The 21,232-nt window shown below is 39.8% G+C and carries 23 protein-coding genes; 15 read left to right on the top strand and 8 right to left on the bottom strand.

The genetic code is table 11. The features are described 5' to 3' along the window. Positions 1–181 precede the first annotated feature (181 nt). From BUC07_RS15940 to BUC07_RS15960, 5 genes are read left to right on the top strand one after another with little or no spacing between them, the layout of a single operon-like run. Positions 182–1,303, top strand: coding sequence for a DegT/DnrJ/EryC1/StrS family aminotransferase (locus BUC07_RS15940; RefSeq protein ID WP_073171795.1), 1,122 nt, complete (start codon positions 182–184; stop codon positions 1,301–1,303). After that, entirely contained in the window at positions 1,296–1,760 is a 465-nt protein-coding gene (locus BUC07_RS15945) for a GNAT family N-acetyltransferase (protein ID WP_073171798.1), read from the top strand. Before BUC07_RS15940 ends, BUC07_RS15945 begins: the two co-directional genes overlap by 8 nt. A 6-nt stretch (positions 1,761–1,766) precedes the next feature. Next, complete coding sequence (locus tag BUC07_RS15950) at positions 1,767–2,690, top strand: 1-aminocyclopropane-1-carboxylate deaminase/D-cysteine desulfhydrase (protein WP_073171802.1); 924 nt, start codon at positions 1,767–1,769, stop codon at positions 2,688–2,690. A 4-nt stretch (positions 2,691–2,694) separates the two neighbouring features. Next, a complete protein-coding gene (locus BUC07_RS15955) occupies positions 2,695–3,702 on the top strand; it encodes an ATP-grasp domain-containing protein (RefSeq protein WP_073171805.1) in 1,008 nt (335 codons plus the stop codon). Positions 3,703–3,756: 54 nt separating this feature from the next. Then, positions 3,757–4,869, top strand: coding sequence for a hypothetical protein (locus BUC07_RS15960; RefSeq protein ID WP_073171808.1), 1,113 nt, complete (start codon positions 3,757–3,759; stop codon positions 4,867–4,869). A gap of 41 nt (positions 4,870–4,910) precedes the next feature. Here the strand turns inward: BUC07_RS15960 and BUC07_RS15965 are convergent, their stop codons facing one another. Beyond that, on the bottom strand, positions 4,911–5,888 hold the full coding sequence (locus BUC07_RS15965) for a sulfotransferase family protein (RefSeq protein ID WP_073171811.1): 978 nt from the start codon (positions 5,886–5,888) through the stop codon (positions 4,911–4,913). Positions 5,889–5,896: 8 nt separating this feature from the next. Next, entirely contained in the window at positions 5,897–7,375 is a 1,479-nt protein-coding gene (locus BUC07_RS15970) for a lipopolysaccharide biosynthesis protein (RefSeq protein WP_073171814.1), read from the bottom strand. Positions 7,376–7,792: 417 nt separating this feature from the next. On the opposite strand from BUC07_RS15970, the gene BUC07_RS15975 reads away from it, so the two are divergent. The 5 genes from BUC07_RS15975 (at position 7,793) to BUC07_RS15995 (ending at position 11,481) form a co-directional block, all read left to right on the top strand. After that, complete coding sequence (locus BUC07_RS15975; protein ID WP_073171816.1) at positions 7,793–8,227, top strand: hypothetical protein; 435 nt, start codon at positions 7,793–7,795, stop codon at positions 8,225–8,227. A gap of 121 nt (positions 8,228–8,348) precedes the next feature. Continuing rightward, on the top strand, positions 8,349–8,681 hold the full coding sequence (locus BUC07_RS15980; RefSeq protein WP_073171819.1) for a PadR family transcriptional regulator: 333 nt from the start codon (positions 8,349–8,351) through the stop codon (positions 8,679–8,681). A gap of 12 nt (positions 8,682–8,693) precedes the next feature. After that, positions 8,694–10,316 carry a PspC domain-containing protein gene (locus BUC07_RS15985; protein ID WP_073171822.1) on the top strand — a complete coding sequence of 541 codons (1,623 nt, stop codon included), beginning with the start codon at positions 8,694–8,696 and terminating at the stop codon, positions 10,314–10,316. A 20-nt stretch (positions 10,317–10,336) separates the two neighbouring features. Next, positions 10,337–10,837: a DUF4252 domain-containing protein gene (locus BUC07_RS15990; RefSeq protein ID WP_073171824.1), complete on the top strand. Its 501-nt coding sequence runs from the start codon at positions 10,337–10,339 to the stop codon at positions 10,835–10,837. Positions 10,838–10,992: 155 nt separating this feature from the next. Next, positions 10,993–11,481, top strand: coding sequence for a rhodanese-like domain-containing protein (locus tag BUC07_RS15995; RefSeq protein ID WP_217652718.1), 489 nt, complete (start codon positions 10,993–10,995; stop codon positions 11,479–11,481). Between the two features lie 39 nt (positions 11,482–11,520). Here the strand turns inward: BUC07_RS15995 and BUC07_RS16000 are convergent, their stop codons facing one another. The 5 genes from BUC07_RS16000 to BUC07_RS16020 form a co-directional block, all read right to left on the bottom strand. After that, on the bottom strand, positions 11,521–12,108 hold the full coding sequence (locus BUC07_RS16000; RefSeq protein WP_073171827.1) for a hypothetical protein: 588 nt from the start codon (positions 12,106–12,108) through the stop codon (positions 11,521–11,523). 408 nt (positions 12,109–12,516) lie between these two features. Next, on the bottom strand, positions 12,517–13,518 hold the full coding sequence (gene dusB, locus BUC07_RS16005; protein ID WP_073171830.1) for a tRNA dihydrouridine synthase DusB: 1,002 nt from the start codon (positions 13,516–13,518) through the stop codon (positions 12,517–12,519). A gap of 189 nt (positions 13,519–13,707) precedes the next feature. After that, positions 13,708–14,520, bottom strand: a complete 813-nt coding sequence (locus tag BUC07_RS16010; protein WP_073171832.1) for a mechanosensitive ion channel family protein — start codon at positions 14,518–14,520, stop codon at positions 13,708–13,710. Between the two features lie 122 nt (positions 14,521–14,642). Then, positions 14,643–14,879, bottom strand: a complete 237-nt coding sequence (locus BUC07_RS16015) for an acyl carrier protein (RefSeq protein ID WP_073171945.1) — start codon at positions 14,877–14,879, stop codon at positions 14,643–14,645. A 176-nt stretch (positions 14,880–15,055) separates the two neighbouring features. Further along, positions 15,056–15,604, bottom strand: a complete 549-nt coding sequence (locus BUC07_RS16020; RefSeq protein ID WP_073171835.1) for a GNAT family N-acetyltransferase — start codon at positions 15,602–15,604, stop codon at positions 15,056–15,058. Positions 15,605–15,729: 125 nt separating this feature from the next. Here BUC07_RS16020 and BUC07_RS16025 point away from each other — a divergent pair, with 125 nt between their 5' ends. Genes BUC07_RS16025 through BUC07_RS20585 form a run of 3 tightly spaced genes read left to right on the top strand, consistent with a single transcriptional unit; the run spans position 15,730 to position 18,700 of the window. Further along, positions 15,730–16,554, top strand: coding sequence for a peptidylprolyl isomerase (locus BUC07_RS16025; protein WP_073171837.1), 825 nt, complete (start codon positions 15,730–15,732; stop codon positions 16,552–16,554). Positions 16,555–16,557: 3 nt separating this feature from the next. Then, positions 16,558–17,370 carry a peptidylprolyl isomerase gene (locus BUC07_RS16030; RefSeq protein ID WP_073171840.1) on the top strand — a complete coding sequence of 271 codons (813 nt, stop codon included), beginning with the start codon at positions 16,558–16,560 and terminating at the stop codon, positions 17,368–17,370. Beyond that, entirely contained in the window at positions 17,363–18,700 is a 1,338-nt protein-coding gene (locus tag BUC07_RS20585; RefSeq protein WP_217652719.1) for a peptidylprolyl isomerase, read from the top strand. Before BUC07_RS16030 ends, BUC07_RS20585 begins: the two co-directional genes overlap by 8 nt. Here the strand turns inward: BUC07_RS20585 and BUC07_RS16040 are convergent. Further along, the gene (locus tag BUC07_RS16040) at positions 18,692–19,327 is read right to left on the bottom strand and encodes an HAD family hydrolase (protein WP_073171947.1); all 636 of its coding nucleotides are present in this window, start codon (positions 19,325–19,327) and stop codon (positions 18,692–18,694) included. The two genes, BUC07_RS20585 and BUC07_RS16040, sit on opposite strands and share 9 nt — an antisense overlap. Before the next feature lie 40 nt (positions 19,328–19,367). Between BUC07_RS16040 and mtnA the strand changes: the two genes are divergently transcribed. Both mtnA and mtnP read left to right on the top strand, forming a co-directional pair. Next, positions 19,368–20,474: an S-methyl-5-thioribose-1-phosphate isomerase gene (gene mtnA / locus BUC07_RS16045; RefSeq protein ID WP_073171843.1), complete on the top strand. Its 1,107-nt coding sequence runs from the start codon at positions 19,368–19,370 to the stop codon at positions 20,472–20,474. After that, on the top strand, positions 20,471–21,220 hold the full coding sequence (gene mtnP / locus BUC07_RS16050) for an S-methyl-5'-thioadenosine phosphorylase (protein WP_073171845.1): 750 nt from the start codon (positions 20,471–20,473) through the stop codon (positions 21,218–21,220). Before mtnA ends, mtnP begins: the two co-directional genes overlap by 4 nt. The last annotated feature ends 12 nt before the right edge of the window (positions 21,221–21,232 follow it).

Below are 21,232 nucleotides of genomic sequence, written 5' to 3' on the forward strand. Positions count from 1 at the left end.
CATTAAGATACTGATTATCAGGGGTTTAATCAAATATTCCGATGGTTTATTTTGCTCATTTTCAAATAGTTATCCACATTTTTAACGAAGTATTGAAAATTTCACCTGTTAAAAATATTGCAGAAATCCCTTAAAAAATGGGATGTAAAAATTACCTTTGAAAAATTTGTAAGCATCAGGAATGGAAAAAAATAATAACCCAATCTTTGTAACTCAACCCGCGTTACCTCCCTTGGAAGAATTTACAGGGTATCTGGAACAAATATGGGACAGCAAAATACTCACAAATAACGGTCCGTTTCATCAACAGTTTGAACAAGCGCTTGCTGACTACCTCGGGGTAAAACACATTTCACTTTTTGCCAACGGCACTTTGGCGCTGATGACTGCCCTTCAAGCTTTACGCATTACCGGGGAGGTAATTACAACTCCTTTTAGTTTTGCAGCCACTACCCACTCATTATGGTGGAACAAAATTCAGCCTGTATTTGTGGATATCGAACCTGAAACATTTACGCTCGACCCCGAAAAAGCGGAAGCAGCCATTACACCGCAAACTACTGCCATTATGCCGGTTCATGTTTATGGAAATCCTTGTAAACTTGAACGACTTCAGGAAATTGCCGACATTTACGGCCTGAAACTAATTTATGATTCAGCTCACACATTCGGAGTGAAAGTTAAAGATAAATCTCTTGTAAGTTTTGGCGATCTTTCCATATTGAGCTTTCATGCAACCAAAGTTTTCAATACGATTGAAGGAGGCGCTATAATTTGCCCGGATAAGAAAACAAAAAAACGTATTGATTACCTGAAAAATTTTGGATTTGCAGGAGAAACCACGGTGATAGAACCGGGTATTAATGCAAAAATGAACGAAATACAAGCAGCATACGGATTATTGCAGCTTAAGTATGTGGATGAATACATTGCAAGACGTAAAACTGTGGCTGATACGTACCGTAAACAACTGGAAGGCATTCCGGGGATTCACTTCCTCGACGACATTCAGGAAGTACACCATAATTACGCGTATTTTCCAATCCTGGTAAATGCTTCTGAATATGGAAAATCCAGAGATGAGCTTTACGAAGAACTAAAACGTAATAATATTTACGGACGCCGCTATTTCTACCCGCTTATCAGTCAATTTCCAACATACCGCGGGTTGTCTTCAGCCAAGCCAAGTAATCTGCCTGTTGCAGAGAAAATTGCCGCAGAGGTAATTTGTTTGCCAATTTATCCCGAGTTGGCGTTAACAACTATAAATAAAATTATGAATTGCATTAAAAGCTATGATTGATTTTCAAATTTCGGATAAACCTTTTAATGAAGATAAAATTGCAGAAATTCTAACCCACTACGATGATTACTTTATCCCAAAAATTAGTGATAGAAAAAATATAGTCGAATACGCCAGGAAATTATCGTCTAATGCAACTTTTATTTTAGCAAAGAACAAAAGAAAAATTGTAGGTTTTACAGCTTTTTATTTTAATCCTGTCCCAAAAACTACATATCTTACTTTAATAGCCACTGATAGAAATCTCCAGGGAACAGGAATCGGAAAATCAATGATTTACAAATTGATAGAATTTTGCACTACGCATAATTCCGCCGGCATTTTGTTGGAAATGAGAGCAAATAATTTAAAACTATTTAATTTTTACGATAGTTTGGGGTTTGAAGTAAAAGAAAAATTTTCCAGTTCACTTAATGGAGAAACAAGGTACCACATGTATTTGCCAATAACAAAATAATTGACCATGAATGGAACACCAATAAACTTTATTTATAATATCAGTAAAATCCTTGGAATTAATATTTGGGTAAAACACGATGACTTTTATCCATTCCCCGGCGGCGGAAGCAAAGCAAGAAAACTGAATTATATTCTTAATGAAGACATACAAAAGAAATTCAATGCAATAGTTACCGCCGGAGGCAATCAGTCAAATCATTTACGTTCAACTGCTCTTTTTGCGGCGAAATTGGGATGGAAATTGATCTGTATAATACATGACGATGAACCGGAAAAGTATGAGGGCAATTTGAAAATCGTAAAATTAACCGGGGCAGAATTAAGGTTTGTACAAAAAGCTGGAGTTAAAGAAGCAATGGACAAGGCAATGGCTGATTTAAGCAATGAAGGCTATAACCCATTTTATATATGGGGCGGCGGCCATTGTGTAGAGGGTACACTGGCCTATTACGATGCAGCTAAAGAACTTAAAGCCCAGTTAAAGGAAGTTAAACCTGATTATCTGTTTGTTGCAAGTGGAACCGGTACCACACAGGCCGGGATTGAAATTGGCATCCGTGAATTTTTACCTGATTGCCAGGTAATTGGTATCTCAGTAGCCCGGGAGGAAAAGCGAGGAAAGGAAGTAATACTGGACAGTATGAAGAAACTTAATAATCATTTGGGTAATCCTATTGTAATGCCTGCTGATATTCAATTTGATGATCGCTGGACCGGTGGAAGATATGAAGCAACCTTCCCGGAATTATTAAATACCATTAAATGGGTAGTCCAACACGAAGCGCTTGTCTTAGATCCCACATATACCGGTAAAGCTTTCCATGCTCTTAAAATTTATGCACAAAATGGAAAAATTGCTCCCGGAGCCAATGTAATTTTTTGGCACACCGGCGGACTTCTTAATTTAATGGCATCAAAAGATTTGTAAAACGATGAATATTCTGCTTACATCCGTTGGCCGGAGAACTTACATGGTCAATTATTTCAAAGAAGCTTTGTCTGGTATGGGAAGGGTTCATGCGGCAAACAGTGTGGAAACCTATTCGATGAAAATAGCTGATAAATCAGTATTAACCCCTTTGATTTATGACAGTAACTATATTGATTTTCTACTCGATTATTGTTTGGAAAATAATATTACAGCTGTAATTTCTTTATTTGATATCGATTTACCCATATTAGCCAGGAATAAAATAAAATTCGCAGAAAAAGGAATTACTGTAATTGTCAGTGATTTAGAATTAACTCAAATATGCAACGATAAGTGGCTAACTTATAATTTTCTTATTGAGAATGAATTTCAAGCTCCTGCCTCATTTCTGACAATTGAAGATACACTAACTTCAGTTAAAAACAAGGCAGTAAAATATCCGTTAATTATTAAACCTCGCTGGGGTATGGGCTCAATTGGAATCTTTCAGGCCGAAAGTAACAAAGAGCTACAGCTTTTTTTCAAAAAAACACAGGAAAAAATTGCTAAAAGTTACCTAAAATACGAATCACAAAATGCCCCAACTGAAAATGTAATTATCCAGGAAAAGTTACCGGGAGATGAATTTGGATTGGATGTATTCAATGATTTAAAAGGAAACCTTCTCGCCTGTATCCCTAAAAAGAAATTGGCTATGCGTGCGGGAGAAACTGATGCAGCCGAAATAATCAATAATACAGAACTGGTTGAGTTAGGAAAAAAACTTTCAAAAAAAACAAAACACATAGGAAACCTCGATGTGGATTGTTTCTACAAAAACAATCAGGTTTATATTCTGGAAATGAATTGCCGTTTTGGAGGACAATACCCCTTTGCGCATCTTGCTGGTGTCAATTTCCCTAAAGCAATCGTACAAATGCTGACGGGAGCCAGAGTTGAAAAAAAACTACTGCGTGCAAAAGCCGGAACCATTGGAATAAAAGACTTATTGCCTGTGAAGTTAGTTTAAGATTCAAATACAACTCAATTCGTTTCAAATTTCAATAAATTTTAAGCAGATGCTATGACACAAGCCATAAAAACAATTCATATTTACACTGGGCACACTTTTATGGGAAACTCAGATAGATTTGAGGGAAATCTTTTTGAAAACACGATAGTTATTTTTTCTAAAGAAAGAAAAGAATACAAGCCCGGAAAAAAAATTATTCAACTTAACGGTTCTAAAAAAGATATTGAAAAAGTTATCGGCATCTGCCAAAAAGCAGAGTTGGTTGTTTTATATGATTTGGATCAGGTGAAAATAAAAATTGCATTAAGCCTGCCCAATCACATTAAAATTGCCTGGCGTTTTTTTGGTCATGAATTATATGATCGCCAAAGACTTAAATATTTAAGCAAAACAACTCAAAGAACATTGGGTGTTAAACTTATTCTTGAAAAATTTTGGGAAAAGAAAAATATAACACAGTTTACAAAAGCACTAAACCGTATCAACTTTTTTCTCGGACTAAGTGAAGCAGAATACCACCTATTAGTAAATAACTGGAGAAGATTACCAAAATTTATACAGCTTTCATTTCCCTCACTCGATCTGAATCCAAGCTCCATTAATTTTAAATTAAAAATTAATGAACCTTCTCCTCTTATTCTAATAGGAAATAGTATGGCCATGTATAACAACCATATAGATATCATAAAATTAATTGAACAGCAGCCCAACCGCCAACAATTTAATTTCACACTGCTTTTTAATTATGGATTGGAAAAATACTATACAAAAAAAATAAGAAAACTAACCAGAGGGAAAAACTATTTTCATTTGATTGAAGATTTTATGTCTTTAGATGAATTCAATAGTCTATATGAAAGGACAAGTGCTTTAGTAGTCAACAGCCATCGTCAAATGGCAATGGGGAATATTTTTACGGCTTTCAAGAAAGGAGTAAAAGTATATTTAAACGAAAAAAATTTAATGTTGCATTGGCTTAAAAAGGAAGGTTTTAGGGTATTTAGCATTAAAAATTTTCAAAATGACTTACAAAATAATAATGCCTCGTTAACACAAAACCTAGCCATCAATAATTTTCAACAACTAAAAAAACTTTCAGGGAAATATTCCGATGAAAAATTCCAGGAAAATTTATATGCTGAATGTACTTTAAACAAAAAATGAATAAATAGATTTTAGACAGATAAGTAGTTATTTCAATCATTCTAAATAGAAATTGCTTCACTTATTATTTTATAATATTCCTTATTTTTTGATATCGTTCTTTTAACACTCTCCTTTTCTTCTGTTGTCAATTGCTTCTTCCACTTTTCCAGAGGTTCACCTTTAGTTGTGGCGTTTATAATATTCACCTTGCTTTTTGCAATTTTTTCAATATGATGTTCATGTTTTTCATCCAATTTGAGGAATTGGAATATGCGCTTAATGGTATTCTCCTGGTCATTGACCAGATTTTCGTAAGAAACAATTAAAACTTGTTCTTCGGCTAAAGTTTTTACAGTTTCTAATGCAAGAATATTTAATTTGAACCACATTTCAGGGATAAGCTCAAAATTTTCAGGATAATATTTCACCCCGGTAATAGTATTTTTATTTGAGGTATTGCTCCAACAAGCGTGTTTTTCATTTGGCACATAGTAAAGTAATGACTTTGTTCTATGCAATTTTAAAAAATGGTGCTTCATACTTGCCGAATGCCCATATATATCGCGAATAATTATAATAAATTTCGATTGTGGAAATAAACTTCTAACATAGCCTATTTTATTCATCAGATGAGGTGATTTATTTACCGGAATGATGTTCGGCCAGTCATAAAAAACCCTACCTGTTTTGTAATTTAATCTTGAATTGGCACGCATTAGATGCCTTTTTAATGTTTTACTTTCATGGATAAAATCCGAAAAATAATTTGTCATCTGATACGTATAATATCCACTGGCATCAGTTGCATTTTTATAATCGCAATGCCCCTTTATACTTGCACCACCTATTTTAGTCCATACATCATTTAGTTCAACTCCAATCTTGAGAAGTTGGGGGTGAGTTGATAATTTATCAACCAACAAAGTTGTACCACTTCGCATGCAACCAGTAACAAATAGTGGCATATTATATTCTTTTGGTGCAGGTTCACCATAAGTTTTAAAAACTCTTCTCAAAAAAGGATTCAGCTTAATCATGAAATGTTTCAATTTTTATCCACTAACTTTTTCAGTGAATTAAGAATTTTTGTAATATCTTCTGAAACCGGGAAAAATAATATAAAAACCAATGTTAATAACACTATCAACCCGCCCCGCACAAATAAATCGATTATTAATGGAAATTCCGGAATTAATTGCAATACAAAATATACCAAAACATTGAACCCAATAATTGCCGAAAACTTCCAGTTAAATGGCTGCATTTTATATTTCCAGAACAGAAAAATATAACGCATCAAATTATTTAACATTAACGATGAGGCGATTGCGACAGCTGCTCCTGAAATGCCCCAAATGGGTATCAGTAAATACATTAAAGTAATTACCAAAGCAATAAGTAATGAAATAAAAACCAAATTAACACGGTAATATTTAGAGAAAGCTATAATTTGGCCATTCGACCCGGTACTCATATCAAACAAATACCCCAACCCAATAAAAAATATTACCCATTTGGCTCCCGAATAATCATCACCAAGTATGATCAGGATATTGTCAATATTGGCCCAGATTCCTAAAAACAAAAAACCACCAATAATTAATTGGTTCAAACAGCTTTTGTAATAAATTTCCTCAATAGTTTTTATGTCATCTTTCCTCCATGCATCGGCAATGAGTGCTCCTGAAATTCTCAACAATGTTCTTGAAGGCATTACAACCAGTGAACCAAAATAAAATGCAATTGTATAAACTCCGGTGTTTGTCAAATCGAGCATCTGGTTGATTATAATTTTATCAATATTGAATACAATCATTGACCCCAAACCAGTTATTAACGAAAACAAAGCAACATTAACAATTTCCTTTTGCATACTTTTCCCAACGCGCCGGGTGGGTGGCTTCATCTTTATTTCCTTTTTTCTGAGCAGAAAAAAAGTTATTATCAGTGCTTTTAGTGAAATTGCCACAGCATAACTAATAATTAATTGTTCGAGGCTGATGAGCTTAAAAACAAACAACAGAGTAACTCCAAATACCAAAACCCGTTGAAAAAATTCCTGCAAAAAGGTGCCAAAAACTGCATCATAAAGCATTTTATTAAATGCATCGAGAAAGGTGAAAACCATCGTGGCAATGGTTAGTGGAACCAGCAAGTAAAGGTATTCAACAAATAAAGGGGAATCCTCTATATTTGTTTCAACCAGATGAGGTTTTAAAAGCACAAAAGCACTAAGAAAAAGAATCAGACCAACAATATGGAAAAGCAAAGCAATACGTAAAAAACCATTATGTCCGTTTTCTGAGTCTCTGAAATATGAAAATAAACGGTTAGTAACACCTGGTAATCCCAATAACGACAATCGTCCCATTAGTGTTGACCAGGAAACCAGCAATCCAAACAAACCAACAACCTCCGGGGTCAAATAATTAGGAAAAAGGTAAGCCGTAGTCACAAACCCAACACCTACACCCAAATACGACCAGATGCTGCCTTTAATACTTTGTTTAATGATTATCCCCATTTATTTGCTGAAAGTGTTGTTAATTATACCTAGAAAAATCGTTTAATTCACTGGCAAAGATAAGCGGCTTCTGTTAAAAATCCATTTATCACGCAATTATCCTGAACAAAATTATCAACCAGAAAAATTGCTTTGAATCCAAAAATTATCCAATTTCCAAAAAAAATTCATTTTTTCCCTAATATTAACAAACAACAAACCCACTCATTACTACTGTTTTAAATATTGTTCGAAAAAATAATTTAAAAAATATGGTACTATGTGTTGCATGGTACTTATATTTTTATATATATTTGTATAGCCAATAACAATGTAATTAAAAGTAGTTTTTTAAAAAAAGTTCTATTCATTTTGTAACGATTAGTAAAAAGCAACGTCTTAAAGTCAGAAAAACAGAAAACAGAAAAACAGAAAGCCATGAAAACGAACAAAGCCATGAAAACAAATTCAACATCCCGGAGGGGGCACAAGTCCCCCCGGGAAAACAATGTTCAGAGAGCAGTTTTACGCTCAGTTGCTGTCATTATTAGTTTCGTGCTGGTGAGCTACACCGTTAGCGCCCAGGAATTCTGGAAAAAATTAATTACAAACAGCAGCTTTAACGAAATTGCAATTGCCATGATTGAAACAAACGGAAAAATTTCTGCCACGAACCATGCCCCAGGGGCAAAGCTGAATTTCTTCTACCTCGAAGAAGCAAATGACCCGGCTTTGGAGGTGGAAAACTGGATGACAAACAGCAAGCTTTTTGAAACCTTCAGCTTACCTTTGCAAAACGAAACAGAAGTTCCGCTTGCACTTGAAAACTGGATGCTTGACGATACGGGTTTTGAAGCCGGTGACAACAATTAAGAAACTGATAGCTGAATGCTGAGTGACTGCTGAAGGTTGCGGGGAGTTCAATAAGGCAACACGGAAAAGTGAGGATAAACACGGATAAATACAAACCATTTAGAGAGAGGGAGAAAATAAAATGAAACTAGAAAACACAAAGGCGCAAATGCGGAAAGGGGTACTGGAGTACTGCATCCTGCTGGTACTGGATGGCAAGCCACTTTATGCCAGCGACATCATTAAGGCGCTCAAGGAAGCTAAAATGATTGTGGTGGAAGGCACCCTTTACCCGTTGCTTACGCGCTTAAAAAATGCCGGGTTGCTGGCCTACCGCTGGGAGGAATCAACCCAGGGGCCCCCGCGTAAATATTATGAGTTGACCGACACCGGACGAAAATTTCTTACCGAGCTCGAAGGTTCATGGTCGGAGTTGGTAAAGGCAGTTGAAAAAATTAAAACAAACAAAGCTTAAACAGAAAACGAAATGAAAAAGACATTCACTATCAATATAAGCGGTACAGTTTTTCATATTGAAGAAGATGCCTACGAAATTCTGCAAAAATACCTTGTTAACCTGAAAAACCATTTTGGTGCCAATGAAGAAGGCAAAGAAATATTATCGGATATTGAAGCACGAATTGCTGAAATTTTTACAGAAAAATCGGATGATGAAAAAAAAGTGGTGACCATCGATTGGGTAAACCAGGTAATAGAAACCATGGGCACTCCCGAAGATTTTGCTGAAGAAGAAGGCGAAGAGGAAGAAGTTTATGTAACCTCACCCAAACGCAAAAGAAGACTTTACCGCGACCCCGAACGCCGTGTGTTGGGCGGAGTTTCTGGCGGACTGGGTGCTTATTTCAACATGGACCCGGTTATTTTGCGAATTATTTTTGTGGTGCTGTTTTTTGTCACAACCGGTGCAGCACTGCTGGCCTACATAGTGCTGTGGATTGCAGTGCCCAAAGCCCGCACCACTGCCCAACGGCTCGAAATGCGCGGCGAGGAAGCCACAGTGAAAAATATTGAAAAATCGATTCGCGAAGAAGTAAACGAAGTAAAAAAAAGCTATCACAAATTTAAAAATTCGGACACCTACGCCAAGGGCAAAAAATCAATGGAAGGCGCCGGCGACGTAACATACAATGTTTTTAAATTAATATTGAAAGTGGCCGTTGTCATAATTGGTGTCATATTAATTTTGTCCGGTTTCTTCGGATTGCTTGGTATGATTTCTTCACTTGCCATCGGACAATCATTTGTTCAGGGATGGCCGCTGGTCTGGGGACCGGAAATTCATTTCCCCGACTTCTTCAACTATTTTGTTGAACCCGGAACCGTAACCTTCGGAATGATTGCGGTTGGCCTGCTCGCCGGTATCCCGCTGCTGGCCATGCTCTACATCGGGTCCAAGCTGGTTTTCCGCTACAAATCAAACAATACTGCAATCGGTTTATCAATGGTTGGTGTGTGGCTCATCGCACTGGTTTCCCTGGTTGTAGTTTCAGCCAGCCAGTTAGGGAACTTTAAAGACCAGGGCTCCGCAGTAATCAGCAATACGCTTCCGTGTGACAGCTGCCAAACATATACGCTCGACATGGCGGAAGACAAATACGAAAACTACGCCGAACTCGATTGGGATTTGAACAACCTGAAAGCAGTAGTTGTAAACGGTGATGAAGTAATCCTGGGCAAACCAAAATTAGATGTTGAAAAATCAGGTGGCGACTCCTTTGTAGTGTCTGTAAAAAAATCCTCACGTGGACGAACCCGCGGCGAAGCCAGGGAATACGCCTCAGACATCATCTATAATTACCAGGTTAACGATTCCACACTACTTTTCGATCCATGGTTTTTGCTTGAAGAAGACGGCAAGTGGCGCGATCAGGAAGTGCAGATTACCATTAAAGTTCCTGAAGGAAAAGCCATCCACCTGAGTGAGGAAATGATAGAAATTATCTACGATATCGAAAATGTATCGAATACTTGGGATGGCGACATGGTAGGAAAAACCTGGGAAATGAAACCCGAAGGACTCACCATGAAAGAGTTGTCAGAAAGCACAGAAGACAGGAAAGAATTACCCGAAAATACTGAAGAATTGTAATCCTTAAAAAATTCAATCTCATGGATTTCATCACGAAAGTAATATTTATCATCGGCTTTTTACTGGCATCCCTGCTGCTGTCGGCACAAAGCAAGTCAGACAAAATCTACGATACCTTTTCAGGAAAAGAAGGTGTAACCAATTTTTCATTCAATAAAAATATGATTGATGCGGTTGACATCGATTTGAATGATGAAAACCAACATGTTTCAGGCGATCTGCATGAAATTCGATTCCTCTCGTACAATCCCGAAAAAGGCGAATTGAGCGGTCCCGAATTTCTTGAAAAAGCCATAGCGCTCCTGCCATCCTCTTATAAAAAATACGAAGATCCGGAAGACGACGATTCCGATGCAGAAATCTGGCTGCGTGGCAGGGGAAAGAAGTATTCGGAATGCCATGTGTTTATCAAAAACGAAGACCCGGAAGGCAACCGGTTTGTGATTTCATTTTACGGCGATTTTAATGTGGACGACCTCGACGGACTAAAAAAAGTAGGTAAAGATTTTTCCGAAAAATGATTTATCAACCTGTCAGAAACTTTAATAATAATCCGGGGCAAACAAGCTACCGGATTTTTTATTTCATTACCCTGCTGGATTGAGGATATTTCAAAAACCAAAACATTTTTCACTGATTTTGGTTGTATTGATTATTAATCAAATACAATAATAAAATGAATCAAAAAAATAGTTTTAGCAAATTAATGGCGGCCTTGTTGGTGGTTTTTGTTTTCACATCCTGCCAGGCAACTGGTCAGCAAAATAGAAACCTGAAAGTTTACGAAAGCAGTGAACAAATGTTAGCTGCCGCCAAAGAAGTTATCACCGAAATAACGGTTGAAGATTTCAAAAATACCTACACTCAAGCTGATATTTTTATCATTGATGTTCGCACAGCCGGCGAACACAAATCAGGTGCAATTCCCGGTGCTGTGAATATTCCACGGGGTGTGCTTGAATTCAAAATTGACATGCCCGGAATTTGGGAGAACACAGGGAAAAATCCACCTCAAAAAGATGACCGTATTTTCGTTTATTGCAGTACAGGTGGCCGCGGAGCATTGTCGGCAAAAGCGTTAATGCAGCTTGGGTACGAAAATGTTCAGTCGTTGCAGGGTGGTTTTGGCGCCTGGAATGCGGCTTATCCCAACATCAGGGAATAACTTCCTGCAACAACTGAACATTTCTCCAACACAAATTTCTTATTGGCGGTTAACCGGTGCATTTACCGGTTTTACCGTTTCTAATTTTTGTATCATTTCAGGTTTTACTTCAAGCGATTTCATCATCATATTGTAATCGCTTACATCCAGGTTCTTTTGGGCCACAAAATCGGCCGGCAGCACAACAATCCTGAAAATCTGATCCTGGGCTTCCGCAGGCAGCAGCGTGTTAAAATCAATGGTTCCTTCCAGAAAAACCTGCACATCGGCAAATGTATGGTCGTAATTGTATTGTAATACCTCGTTATTTCCTGTATTATCATCATACAAAACAACCGTTTGTGGCAGCAGGCGCCAAACATCCAGCCATTCGCCGTTGTTGTCTTCTGCCTGTTCCCAAAGAATGTAAACCAGCACCACATCGCTTTCGTAAACTGTTATACTTGAAGGGAATTCAAAGTACAACGAGTAATCGTTTTGCGAAGTAAAATCGCCTTCAATTTCAAAAACGGAACCTAAAAAAGATTCTCCGTCTTCCCCCGGAGGTCCGGGAGGTCCTTCTTCACCAATGCAACTGGTCAAAAATGCAAGTGCAAACATTAAAAAAATTCCTGTAATTGTTTTCATGGCTTTTAAATTTAAAGTTATGACTTATGGTTTCTGTAAAACAATATTAATGCCAACTCGGCTACCACCTGTAAAATTAGCTTCAGGATTATTCAGTAATTAACCTGTAAATTCAATCCATTGTTTTTGCTGTGTCCGAAAATAGCAGCGTTTTAATATTTCAACCCGCCATTGGAAAAATCGGACCGGGTACTTCCATAACGTTCCATAATAATGCTGTCGAGAATTGCCAACACTTCTCCATTAGTTTTAGATTACCAAAACAGTGTTTACCACTATTTTCTGAAATACGGAGATAAAAGGAGCCCGTCGAAAAAGCTGGTGGTGCAATGAATTAGCAGGAATATTATCTGTGAAAATTCGTGTAATCTGTGGCAAAAATCCTCTTCAAGAAAATATTCCGGGAAATTATTCCTCATAAACCGGTCGCACACTGCCATACCTTTCCACAATCTCATCCAAAATTCCGGTGACTTCGGTATTGGTTTCAGCACGCAGAAGTTTGATTTTCAGTTCGCGAAAGTTGGGCAATCCCGGAAAATATTTGGCAAAATGACGACGCATCATCAGAATAGCCGATCGCTCGTTGTCTTTCCATTCGAGGTTGAGCTGCATTTGTTCCTTTACATTTTCCACCACTTCGGCAACAGTTGGCGAGGGAAGTGTTTCGCCGGTTTGCAGGTAGTGTTTCACTTCCCGGAAAATCCAGGGGCGGCCAATTGCCGGGCGGCCAATCATCAGCGCATCCACACCGGTTTGCTCCAACAGATTTTTGGCCTTTTCGCCACCGGTAATATCGCCATTCCCAATGATTGGGATTTGAATTTGCGGGTGGTTTTTCACTTCGCCAATCAGCGTCCAGTCGGCCACGCCGGTGTACAATTGCTCGCGGGTACGTCCGTGAATGGCCAGTGCGGCAATGCCGGCATCCTGAAGGCGCAGTGCAGCTTCCACAATAGGTTTGTCGTTTTTGTCCCAGCCCAACCGGGTTTTGGCGGTTACCGGAACTTTCACCGCCTTAACAATTTCAGCAGCCATTTGCTGCATCTTAGGCAGGTCGCGCAGCATGGCCGCCCCGGCACCGTGACGAATTATTTTTTTCATGGGGCAACCGAAGTTGATGTCTATAAAATCGGGCTGCAGCTCTTCGGCAACCTGTGCCGCACGTACCATAGAATCAATGTTGTGCCCGTAAATCTGAATGGCTACCGGGCGGTCGAAATCGAACAAAACCATTTTTTGTTTCGACTTTTTCACGTCGCGAACCAGCGCCTCTGACGACACAAACTCGGTGTACATCACATCGGCGCCGTATTTTTTACACATCCAGCGGAAGGACTTGTAAGTCACGTCTTCCATGGGTGCCAAAAACAGTGGGGTTCCTTCCAGTATAAGCTTTCCGATTTTCATTCCGGGTACAAAATTAAAAATTGCCGGAATATATATTTATAGTTCCTTGTTTTCAGCAAGAAATAATTTTCAAAAAGAAAACTATTGAAAAGCTGTCATTTCACAAAAAAATGGCATTGCCCAAAAGACAATACCACTTTTTAGAATCATTTAGCCTGAAAAGAATTTCAGTATTCTTACCCTGAAATTCTATTTCTGCATGTGTACATCCATTTGCGGGAACGGAATGTTGATACCTTCCTTGTCGAATGTTTTATATACTTTTTCATGCATGTCGAAGAAAATTGCCCAGTAATCTGAAGCTTCGGCCCAGGCACGAACCACAATATTTACCGAGCTGTCGCCAAGTTCCTTAACGGCAATAAATGGTTCAGGATCCTGCAAAATTCGTTTGTCATCGTCAATTAATTTTCTCAACACAGCTTTGGCTTTGTCCACATCGTCGCCATAACCAATTCCAAAAAGAAAATCTACCCGGCGGCGTTGTTCAGTGGAATAATTTACCATTGAGTTGGTTGCAAGCCCACCATTAGGAATTATGATGGTAACATTATCAGGCGTTTTTAATATCGTGTTGAAAATCTGGATTTCGTTAACTGTACCTGAATGTCCCTGCGCTGTTATATAGTCGCCGGCTTTAAAGGGTTTAAAAAGCAGCAGCATTACACCTCCTGCAAAATTTTGCAAAGTTCCTGAAAGTGCCATGCCAATGGCAAGGCCGGCAGCACCAAGTACCGCGATAAAAGAAGTCATTGCAACTCCAAGCATTCCCACAACACTAATCAGCAGCATGATTTTCAACAGAATGCCTATCATGCTGTTCAGAAAACCCCGCAACGAGGGTTCCATGTTACTTTTCTCAAATTTTTTCCGGAGAACATTCAGGATAATGTTGATTATCCACCAACCGATAATAAGCGTAAGCAGAGCGCCTATCAAACGGGGACCAAAAGTCACTATTGCATCATAAAACTTTTGCCAAAGTGCGTCAATTGATTCCATAATATAAATTTTTTATTGATTAATGTTGAAAGTTACAAATTCTGTTGCAATATGTTCAAATAAAAAGGGATCAAAAATTTTGATCCCTTTTAAACTATAATTCAATAATCACCCAAAAAATACTAAGCTGTATTTTTTAAATATCGCAATGTGTCATTTACACTACTCTGCCTTACCAGTTCTTCGTCGCGTATTGAGATATTAAAAATCCCTTCGAGGTAAAAAGTGAATATTTTCCAGTCAACTGAATCGAATCTCAAATCGCGCTGATAGAACGCAGTCGGCTGTATATCACTTTTTTGAACTCCTGTTTTACGAAGCACACGGTATAGGTTTCTTCTGATTTTCTTGTCTTCCATAGCTTCCATTTTCCTAAAATCATTACCTCTGTTTCAGTTATTCAATTGTTGAAAAACCGAACAAACGAATTTACGGGTCAAATATATGAATAAACATTAGAACACAAATTACTATTAACACAAATTAACCTGTAATTAACGAATAAGTAATTAATGATCAGATGAATGAACAAAAGTTATATATGGTGTTTCCGGTCGGATTTCAGCAAACTGTACACTTCCAAATCAAAAATTTTATTGCGATGTAACTCTCCTGCCCGCTCTGTGCCCTCGTATTGAAATCCGAGTTTTATCGGGATAGCCGAACTTTTGGAGTTGCCTTTTGCCACCTTTATTTGAATGCGGTTCATCTTTAATTTTTTAAACGCATAACCAATCAGTTTTTCAACGCTTGAGGTTATAATACCTTTTCCTTGCATATTTTGGGCCAACCAGTAACCCAATTCGGTTTTGCGGTTCACCCAATCGGTGTCTTTAAAACCTATAAGCCCTGCAAATTCGTTCTTATACCAAATGGCAAAAACCTTATCCCGTTTTTTCCCGGGTTGGGTTACAAGGCTATTTATAAAATTTTCAGTGTCAGATAATTTTTGGGTGTATTCAACAAATGGGAGCCATTGTATTAAAAAATCGCGGTCCCGATCTATTGTTTCAAATATAACCGGAGCCATCGACAAGTTAACTGCTTCCAGACGAACTTTCGGGTTTACACGCAAGTGGTCCATTTTTAAATTTCTTTAAGCAACAAAATAACTACTTTACGCGAAAGCATTAACGTCATTTTTTACAACTTTTTATCTTTACAGCGATTTTTTAATTATAAAGGTCAATTTATACAAAATTCAGAAGAATGAAGAAACGGGTATTATTTATTTCAGCAGCATTAATAACTTTGCTGGGGTCCTGCTCCAATGCAACCCAAAACGATGATGAAACACTGGCAGTAATACAAACTGAATTTGGCGATATAAAAGTGAAACTCTACGAAAAAACAGCAGAACACAAAAAGAATTTTGTAAAGCTCGTGGAAGAAGGATTTTACGACGATCTCCTGTTTCACCGGGTTATCGAAAATTTTATGATCCAGGGAGGCGATCCCGAGTCGAAAAATGCTGAGCCGGGAAAAATGCTGGGAGGTGGTTCGCTCGATTACACTGTTCCGGCAGAATTTGTACCGGAATATTACCACAAACGAGGAGCGCTGGCAGCGGCCCGCCGGGGTGGTCCTTCCAATCCGGAGAAACGATCGAGTGCCACACAATTCTACATTATACAGGGCGAAATTTTCACGCACGGAAAACTCGATACACTGGAAATGATGAAAAATTCGCGCCTGAAAAAGGAACTATTACAGCAACAATTGCAATCCATTGAAAACGAACTCAATGAATTTCAACAAAACAACGACCGCGAAGGCTTTGAAATAAAAGTAGCTCAGGTAAGGGAGGAAGTTGACAGCCTGATAGAAGCACAGGGCTTAAAATTTGAACTCACCGACGAGCAACGCGATATTTATACTACCATTGGCGGTTATCCATCGCTCGATGGCGATTACACAGTCTTTGGAGAAGTAGTGGAAGGAATGGAAGTGGTGGATAAAATTGCCGCTATGGAAACCGACAAAAACAACCGCCCGCTGAAAAATATTAAAATGGAAATTGAGTTGATGAAATAAAATATGGTCAGATTTTTCACAATATTAATAACTTTCCTTTTGGCAGCCAACGCAGGTTTTTCGCAGTCCACGGTTGTTCAGGTTTCGACCAACATGGGAAATATGAAATTCCGGTTGTACGACGACACGCCCAAACACCGCGATGCTTTTATTGAACTGGCGAAAGAGGGCTACTACAACGAAACACTGTTCTACCGTGTCATTCAGAATTTTCTGATTCAGGGAGGCTCAAAAAGTTCGAAAAATGCGGCACCGGGCAAACGAATCGGCTACGGCGACCCGGATAAAACAGTTGACGATGAAATTCTGCCGCACCACTTTCATAAAAAAGGTGCCCTTTGCGCACCCCGCCAGCCCGATGAAGTAAATCCCTGGCAGCAGTCCGATATTTCGCAGTTTTATATTGTGAAAGGAAGGGTCCATTCTGAAGGCGAACTTGACACGATGGAAATGGCTGTGAACCGCCCTATCCGAAAAAAAATTGTAGCAAAATACCTGACAGACGATGTAAGAAACGAACTACAAATGTTGCGGGAAGAAAAAATGGTGGATGAATTCCGGGAAATTGCCGACAGGGTAAAACAGCAAATTGAAACAGAATACAACCTGCAAACCGGAACCCTGGAATTTTCGGATGCTCAGCGCGAAGCCTATACAACCATTGGCGGCTATCCCGATTTGGACGGGAAATACACCGTTTTCGGCGAATGCATTTCAGGGTTCAAAACCATCGACAAAATTGCGGCACTTAAAACCGATGAAAACCACCGGCCTTTTACCGATGTAAAAATTAAAGTTTCCATTCTGAATGAATAAATTAAAACATATTATCATTTTCTTTTTGCTTTCAGCACTGGCTTTATCGTGTGGCAACAACGCACAGAAAAAGGATATTGAAACCGAACCTGAAGCAAAAGAAAAAACGGCCCAAAATCAGGAAACCGGCTGGGAAGATATTATGCCTTCCATTGTCACCATCGATTCGTACGATGACAACCGGATTCTGGAATCGGGGCAGGGATTTTTTATTGCTGAACACCTGGTGGTTACCAAGTATTCTTTAGTAAACGCTTCCAACAATGTGCTGATTTCCCCGTTCGACACCGATGAAAAATTTAAAACCACCAAATACGTGGCAGTTGACCGGATCAACGATTTAATCATCCTTCAGATTGACAACCTGAAACGGAAACCCATCGAACTCTTCGACGGCACAGCGCCAAACTCCGCCAAAACATCTTACATCGCTGAATCTCCGGGAAAAACAATACAGATTTTTACCGGCAAATTATTGAACCAGACAAATGTTAAAGGAAGCCGGCTCTACCGCATTACCAACCGAATCCGAAAAGCCACTTTTGGCACGCCCGTTTTTGTATCGAACAAAAAAACCATTGGCATTGCATTTTCCGATGTAGCCAATTACCAAACGCAAAGTTTCGCCATTCCTTCCACATTTATCGCGCAATTGCTCAGCAATAAAAACAGCGAACCTCAAACGCTTGAATCGCTGCGTTCGTTTACCAATGAGGAAGTGGCCGCCGAAAACAAAAAAATTAAAGGACTGATCCTGGAAACCGATATGGGCGACATTACCATTCGCCTGTTTAACGAAACCCCGCAATACCGCGACAATTTCATCCGGCTGGTAAAAGAAAATTATTACGACAGCCTGCTGATTCACCGCGTAATTACCAATTTTGGCATCCAAACCGGGGCTGCCGATACACGTTATGCCGAAAAAGGCGACATTGTGGGTTACAAAGGACCGGGCTACACATTGCCGGCACACATTGTTCCGGGGTTGTTTCATAAACGCGGGATGATTGGCTCACCACGAAAACCCGACACAAAAAACCGGCGCCGCCGGGCCGACGGATCACAGTTTTATATTGTTTCGGGCCGAAAATATTTCGATAAAGAACTGGATGGAATCGAGGAAGAAAACGATTACACTTTTTCGTCCGAGCAGCGCCGGGCCTACAAAACAGTTGGCGGAGCGCCTCATCTCGACGGTTCGTACACCATCTTTGGCGAAGTGATTTCGGGAATGGATGTGGTAGATGAAATTGAAAAAGTGGAAACCGACCGGCAATGGAGGCCCGTGGAAGATATCCGGCTGAAAAATATTCGGATTTTAAAGTGACCCGTTGAATACTTTTGTCATTTCCATCCCCTTTTTTAGCCAGAATGTTTTCAGGCCTGCCTCGTGGGCTGCATCAATATTATTCTCCAAATCATCAACAAAAAGGGTTTCTTCCGGCTGCACTCCCGAAAGACGGATAACCTTCTGATAAGCACTCAAATCGGGTTTCCGTTCACCTATTTCATGCGAATAAAAATCATTCACAAACAGCGAAGGGAAATCGATACCATGATCGTTTTTAAACTCCGCATGAAGCCGGTTAATGTGAATCTCGTTGGTATTACTGAACAGATAAATATTGAATTTCTCCCGTAGTTTTTTTACCACCTCCACCCTTTCGGCCGGGATGTCGAGAACCATGGCACACCAAGCATCGTCAATCTGTTCATCCGGGATTTCCGGATTATTCAGTATCTCACGTATTCTTTCCCGGAAACCTTCCGCTGAAACTTGTCCCGTTTCCAGTTCATAAAAAACCGGGTCGGAGTAAGCCTGCCCGCTGTCCACCACTTCATCTGCCAGTCCCAGTTTCCGGAAAGCTTCAATGGATGCATTAAAATCGAGATTCAGCAAAACATTGCCCAAATCAAAAATGATATTTTTTACAGCAGCTAAATCAATTGGCATTTTATTTATTTTAGCCTTCGAAGATATAGATTTTATATGAATGAAAATAAAAGGCAAACATTACCATACTATCTGGCTGAAAAAAGATGACCCACAAACCGTGCAGGTAATCGATCAGCGTAAAATTCCATTTCAGTTTGAGGTATTTAACCTGAGAACTGTTGACGACACCTACTTTGCCATTAAAGAAATGGTGGTGCGCGGGGCACCGTTAATTGGCATTACAGCTGCCTTCGGCATGTACCTTGCGTTGTTAAACACGAAACAGAAAAACCTGGAAGAACACCTTCAAAAAACAGCAGATTACCTGAAATCCTCGCGGCCCACTGCGGTTAACCTGGCATTTGCCATTGACGAAATGCTGGAATTCATTCTGAAGGAAAAAGAAAATCCGCAACTCATACAGGAAACGCTTGAGAAAGTCCATTCATTTAAAGAAAAAGAGATTCATTACAGCGAAAAAATTGGCGAGTACGGGCTGCAAATTATCGAAGAAATTTACGCCAAAAAGCAAGATACTGTAAATATCCTGACGCACTGCAATGCCGGCTGGCTGGCCTGCATCGACTGGGGAACTGCCACCGCACCCATTTACAAAGCCCACCGCAAAGGAATTCCGGTGCATGTGTGGGTGGATGAAACCCGTCCGCGCAACCAGGGTGCCCGGCTTACCGCGTATGAGCTGGGAGAAGAAGGTGTGCAGCATACCGTGATTGCCGACAATACCGGCGGCCATTTGATGCAACACGGCAAAGTGGATTTGGTGCTGGTTGGCAGCGACCGCACAACCGTTACCGGCGATGTGGCCAATAAAATAGGCACCTATTTGAAGGCGCTGGCAGCCCGCGACAACGGAATTCCATTTTACGCCGCCCTGCCCTCTTCCACTTTCGACTGGAAAATGGAAAACGGACTGGCTGAAATTCCGGTAGAAGAACGCGGGACTGAGGAAGTAGCCGAAATTGAAGGCTGGACAGGAACAAAAATCCGGCGGGTGCGGTTAATTCCTGAAAACAGCCCGGTAGCCAATTACGGTTTCGATGTTACACCAGCCCGGTTGGTAACGGGGCTTATTACAGAACGTGGAGTTTGTAAAGCAAACAAAAAAAGCATTTTAAAACTGTTTCCTGAAAAAATACAGCTATGAATAAAATTGCAATTATAGGCGGATCGGGATTAGAAGATCCGGGCATTTTGAAAAATCCGGGCAAAACTGAAGTTGAAACGCCCTACGGAAAACCCTCTTCTTCTTTTAAAACCGGAAAGATTGAAGGTGTTGACGTTGTGCTGCTTTCACGCCACGGGCGCGATCATTCCATTCCGCCATCGCAGGTAAACAACCGGGCCAACATCTGGGCAATTCGTAAACTGGGCTGCACCCACATTTTAACAACCACTGCATGTGGCAGCCTGCGCGAAGAGATCCAACGAGGTGATTTGGTAATCCTCGACCAATTTATCGATTTTACGCGGCACCGCGAGATCACATTTCACGATACATTTGAAAACGGAAATCTTCAGCACGCGGCCATGGCCGAACCGTTTAACCAACTGCTGCGCGATAAACTTATTAAAAATGCTGATGATTTAAAATTGAACTTCCACCCGCGCGGAACAGTAATTACCATTGAAGGGCCGCGGTTTTCAACACGTGCCGAATCGAACATGTTCCGGATGTGGGAAGCCGATGTGATAAACATGTCCATTGCCCCGGAGTGCATCCTGGCCAACGAACTGGAAATTCCTTATGCGTCCGTTGCCCTCAGTACAGATTATGATTGCTGGAAAACCGATGAAGAGCCGGTTACCTGGGAAGCGGTGCTGAAAGTATTCAACCACAATGTGAAAAATGTAATTGAATTGCTCTCGAAAACCATTGCATCTTTCCGGTGAAAAATATTCCGT

The organism is Tangfeifania diversioriginum (genome assembly GCF_900141875.1).
In the GTDB taxonomy this organism is placed as follows: Bacteria; Bacteroidota; Bacteroidia; order Bacteroidales; family Prolixibacteraceae; genus Tangfeifania; species Tangfeifania diversioriginum.

Bases quoted from the DNA above. Each gene is read 5' to 3' on its own strand.
- BUC07_RS15945 (WP_073171798.1), top strand. From the start codon at position 1,296: ATGATTGATTTTCAAATTTCGGATAAACCTTTTAATGAAGATAAAATT.
- BUC07_RS16025 (WP_073171837.1), top strand. From the start codon at position 15,730: ATGAAGAAACGGGTATTATTTATTTCAGCAGCATTAATAACTTTGCTG.
- BUC07_RS16000 (WP_073171827.1), bottom strand. From the start codon at position 12,108: ATGAAAACAATTACAGGAATTTTTTTAATGTTTGCACTTGCATTTTTG.
- BUC07_RS20585 (WP_217652719.1), top strand. From the start codon at position 17,363: ATGAATAAATTAAAACATATTATCATTTTCTTTTTGCTTTCAGCACTG.
- BUC07_RS16020 (WP_073171835.1), bottom strand. From the start codon at position 15,604: ATGGACCACTTGCGTGTAAACCCGAAAGTTCGTCTGGAAGCAGTTAAC.
- BUC07_RS15990 (WP_073171824.1), top strand. From the start codon at position 10,337: ATGGATTTCATCACGAAAGTAATATTTATCATCGGCTTTTTACTGGCA.
- mtnP (WP_073171845.1), top strand. From the start codon at position 20,471: ATGAATAAAATTGCAATTATAGGCGGATCGGGATTAGAAGATCCGGGC.
- BUC07_RS15985 (WP_073171822.1), top strand. From the start codon at position 8,694: ATGAAAAAGACATTCACTATCAATATAAGCGGTACAGTTTTTCATATT.
- BUC07_RS15940 (WP_073171795.1), top strand. From the start codon at position 182: ATGGAAAAAAATAATAACCCAATCTTTGTAACTCAACCCGCGTTACCT.
- BUC07_RS16015 (WP_073171945.1), bottom strand. From the start codon at position 14,879: ATGGAAGACAAGAAAATCAGAAGAAACCTATACCGTGTGCTTCGTAAA.
- BUC07_RS16040 (WP_073171947.1), bottom strand. From the start codon at position 19,327: ATGCCAATTGATTTAGCTGCTGTAAAAAATATCATTTTTGATTTGGGC.
- BUC07_RS15955 (WP_073171805.1), top strand. From the start codon at position 2,695: ATGAATATTCTGCTTACATCCGTTGGCCGGAGAACTTACATGGTCAAT.
- mtnA (WP_073171843.1), top strand. From the start codon at position 19,368: ATGAAAATAAAAGGCAAACATTACCATACTATCTGGCTGAAAAAAGAT.
- dusB (WP_073171830.1), bottom strand. From the start codon at position 13,518: ATGAAAATCGGAAAGCTTATACTGGAAGGAACCCCACTGTTTTTGGCA.
- BUC07_RS15970 (WP_073171814.1), bottom strand. From the start codon at position 7,375: ATGGGGATAATCATTAAACAAAGTATTAAAGGCAGCATCTGGTCGTAT.
- BUC07_RS15960 (WP_073171808.1), top strand. From the start codon at position 3,757: ATGACACAAGCCATAAAAACAATTCATATTTACACTGGGCACACTTTT.
- BUC07_RS15965 (WP_073171811.1), bottom strand. From the start codon at position 5,888: ATGATTAAGCTGAATCCTTTTTTGAGAAGAGTTTTTAAAACTTATGGT.
- BUC07_RS16010 (WP_073171832.1), bottom strand. From the start codon at position 14,520: ATGGAATCAATTGACGCACTTTGGCAAAAGTTTTATGATGCAATAGTG.
- BUC07_RS15950 (WP_073171802.1), top strand. From the start codon at position 1,767: ATGAATGGAACACCAATAAACTTTATTTATAATATCAGTAAAATCCTT.
- BUC07_RS15995 (WP_217652718.1), top strand. From the start codon at position 10,993: ATGAATCAAAAAAATAGTTTTAGCAAATTAATGGCGGCCTTGTTGGTG.
- BUC07_RS15980 (WP_073171819.1), top strand. From the start codon at position 8,349: ATGAAACTAGAAAACACAAAGGCGCAAATGCGGAAAGGGGTACTGGAG.
- BUC07_RS16030 (WP_073171840.1), top strand. From the start codon at position 16,558: ATGGTCAGATTTTTCACAATATTAATAACTTTCCTTTTGGCAGCCAAC.
- BUC07_RS15975 (WP_073171816.1), top strand. From the start codon at position 7,793: ATGAAAACGAACAAAGCCATGAAAACAAATTCAACATCCCGGAGGGGG.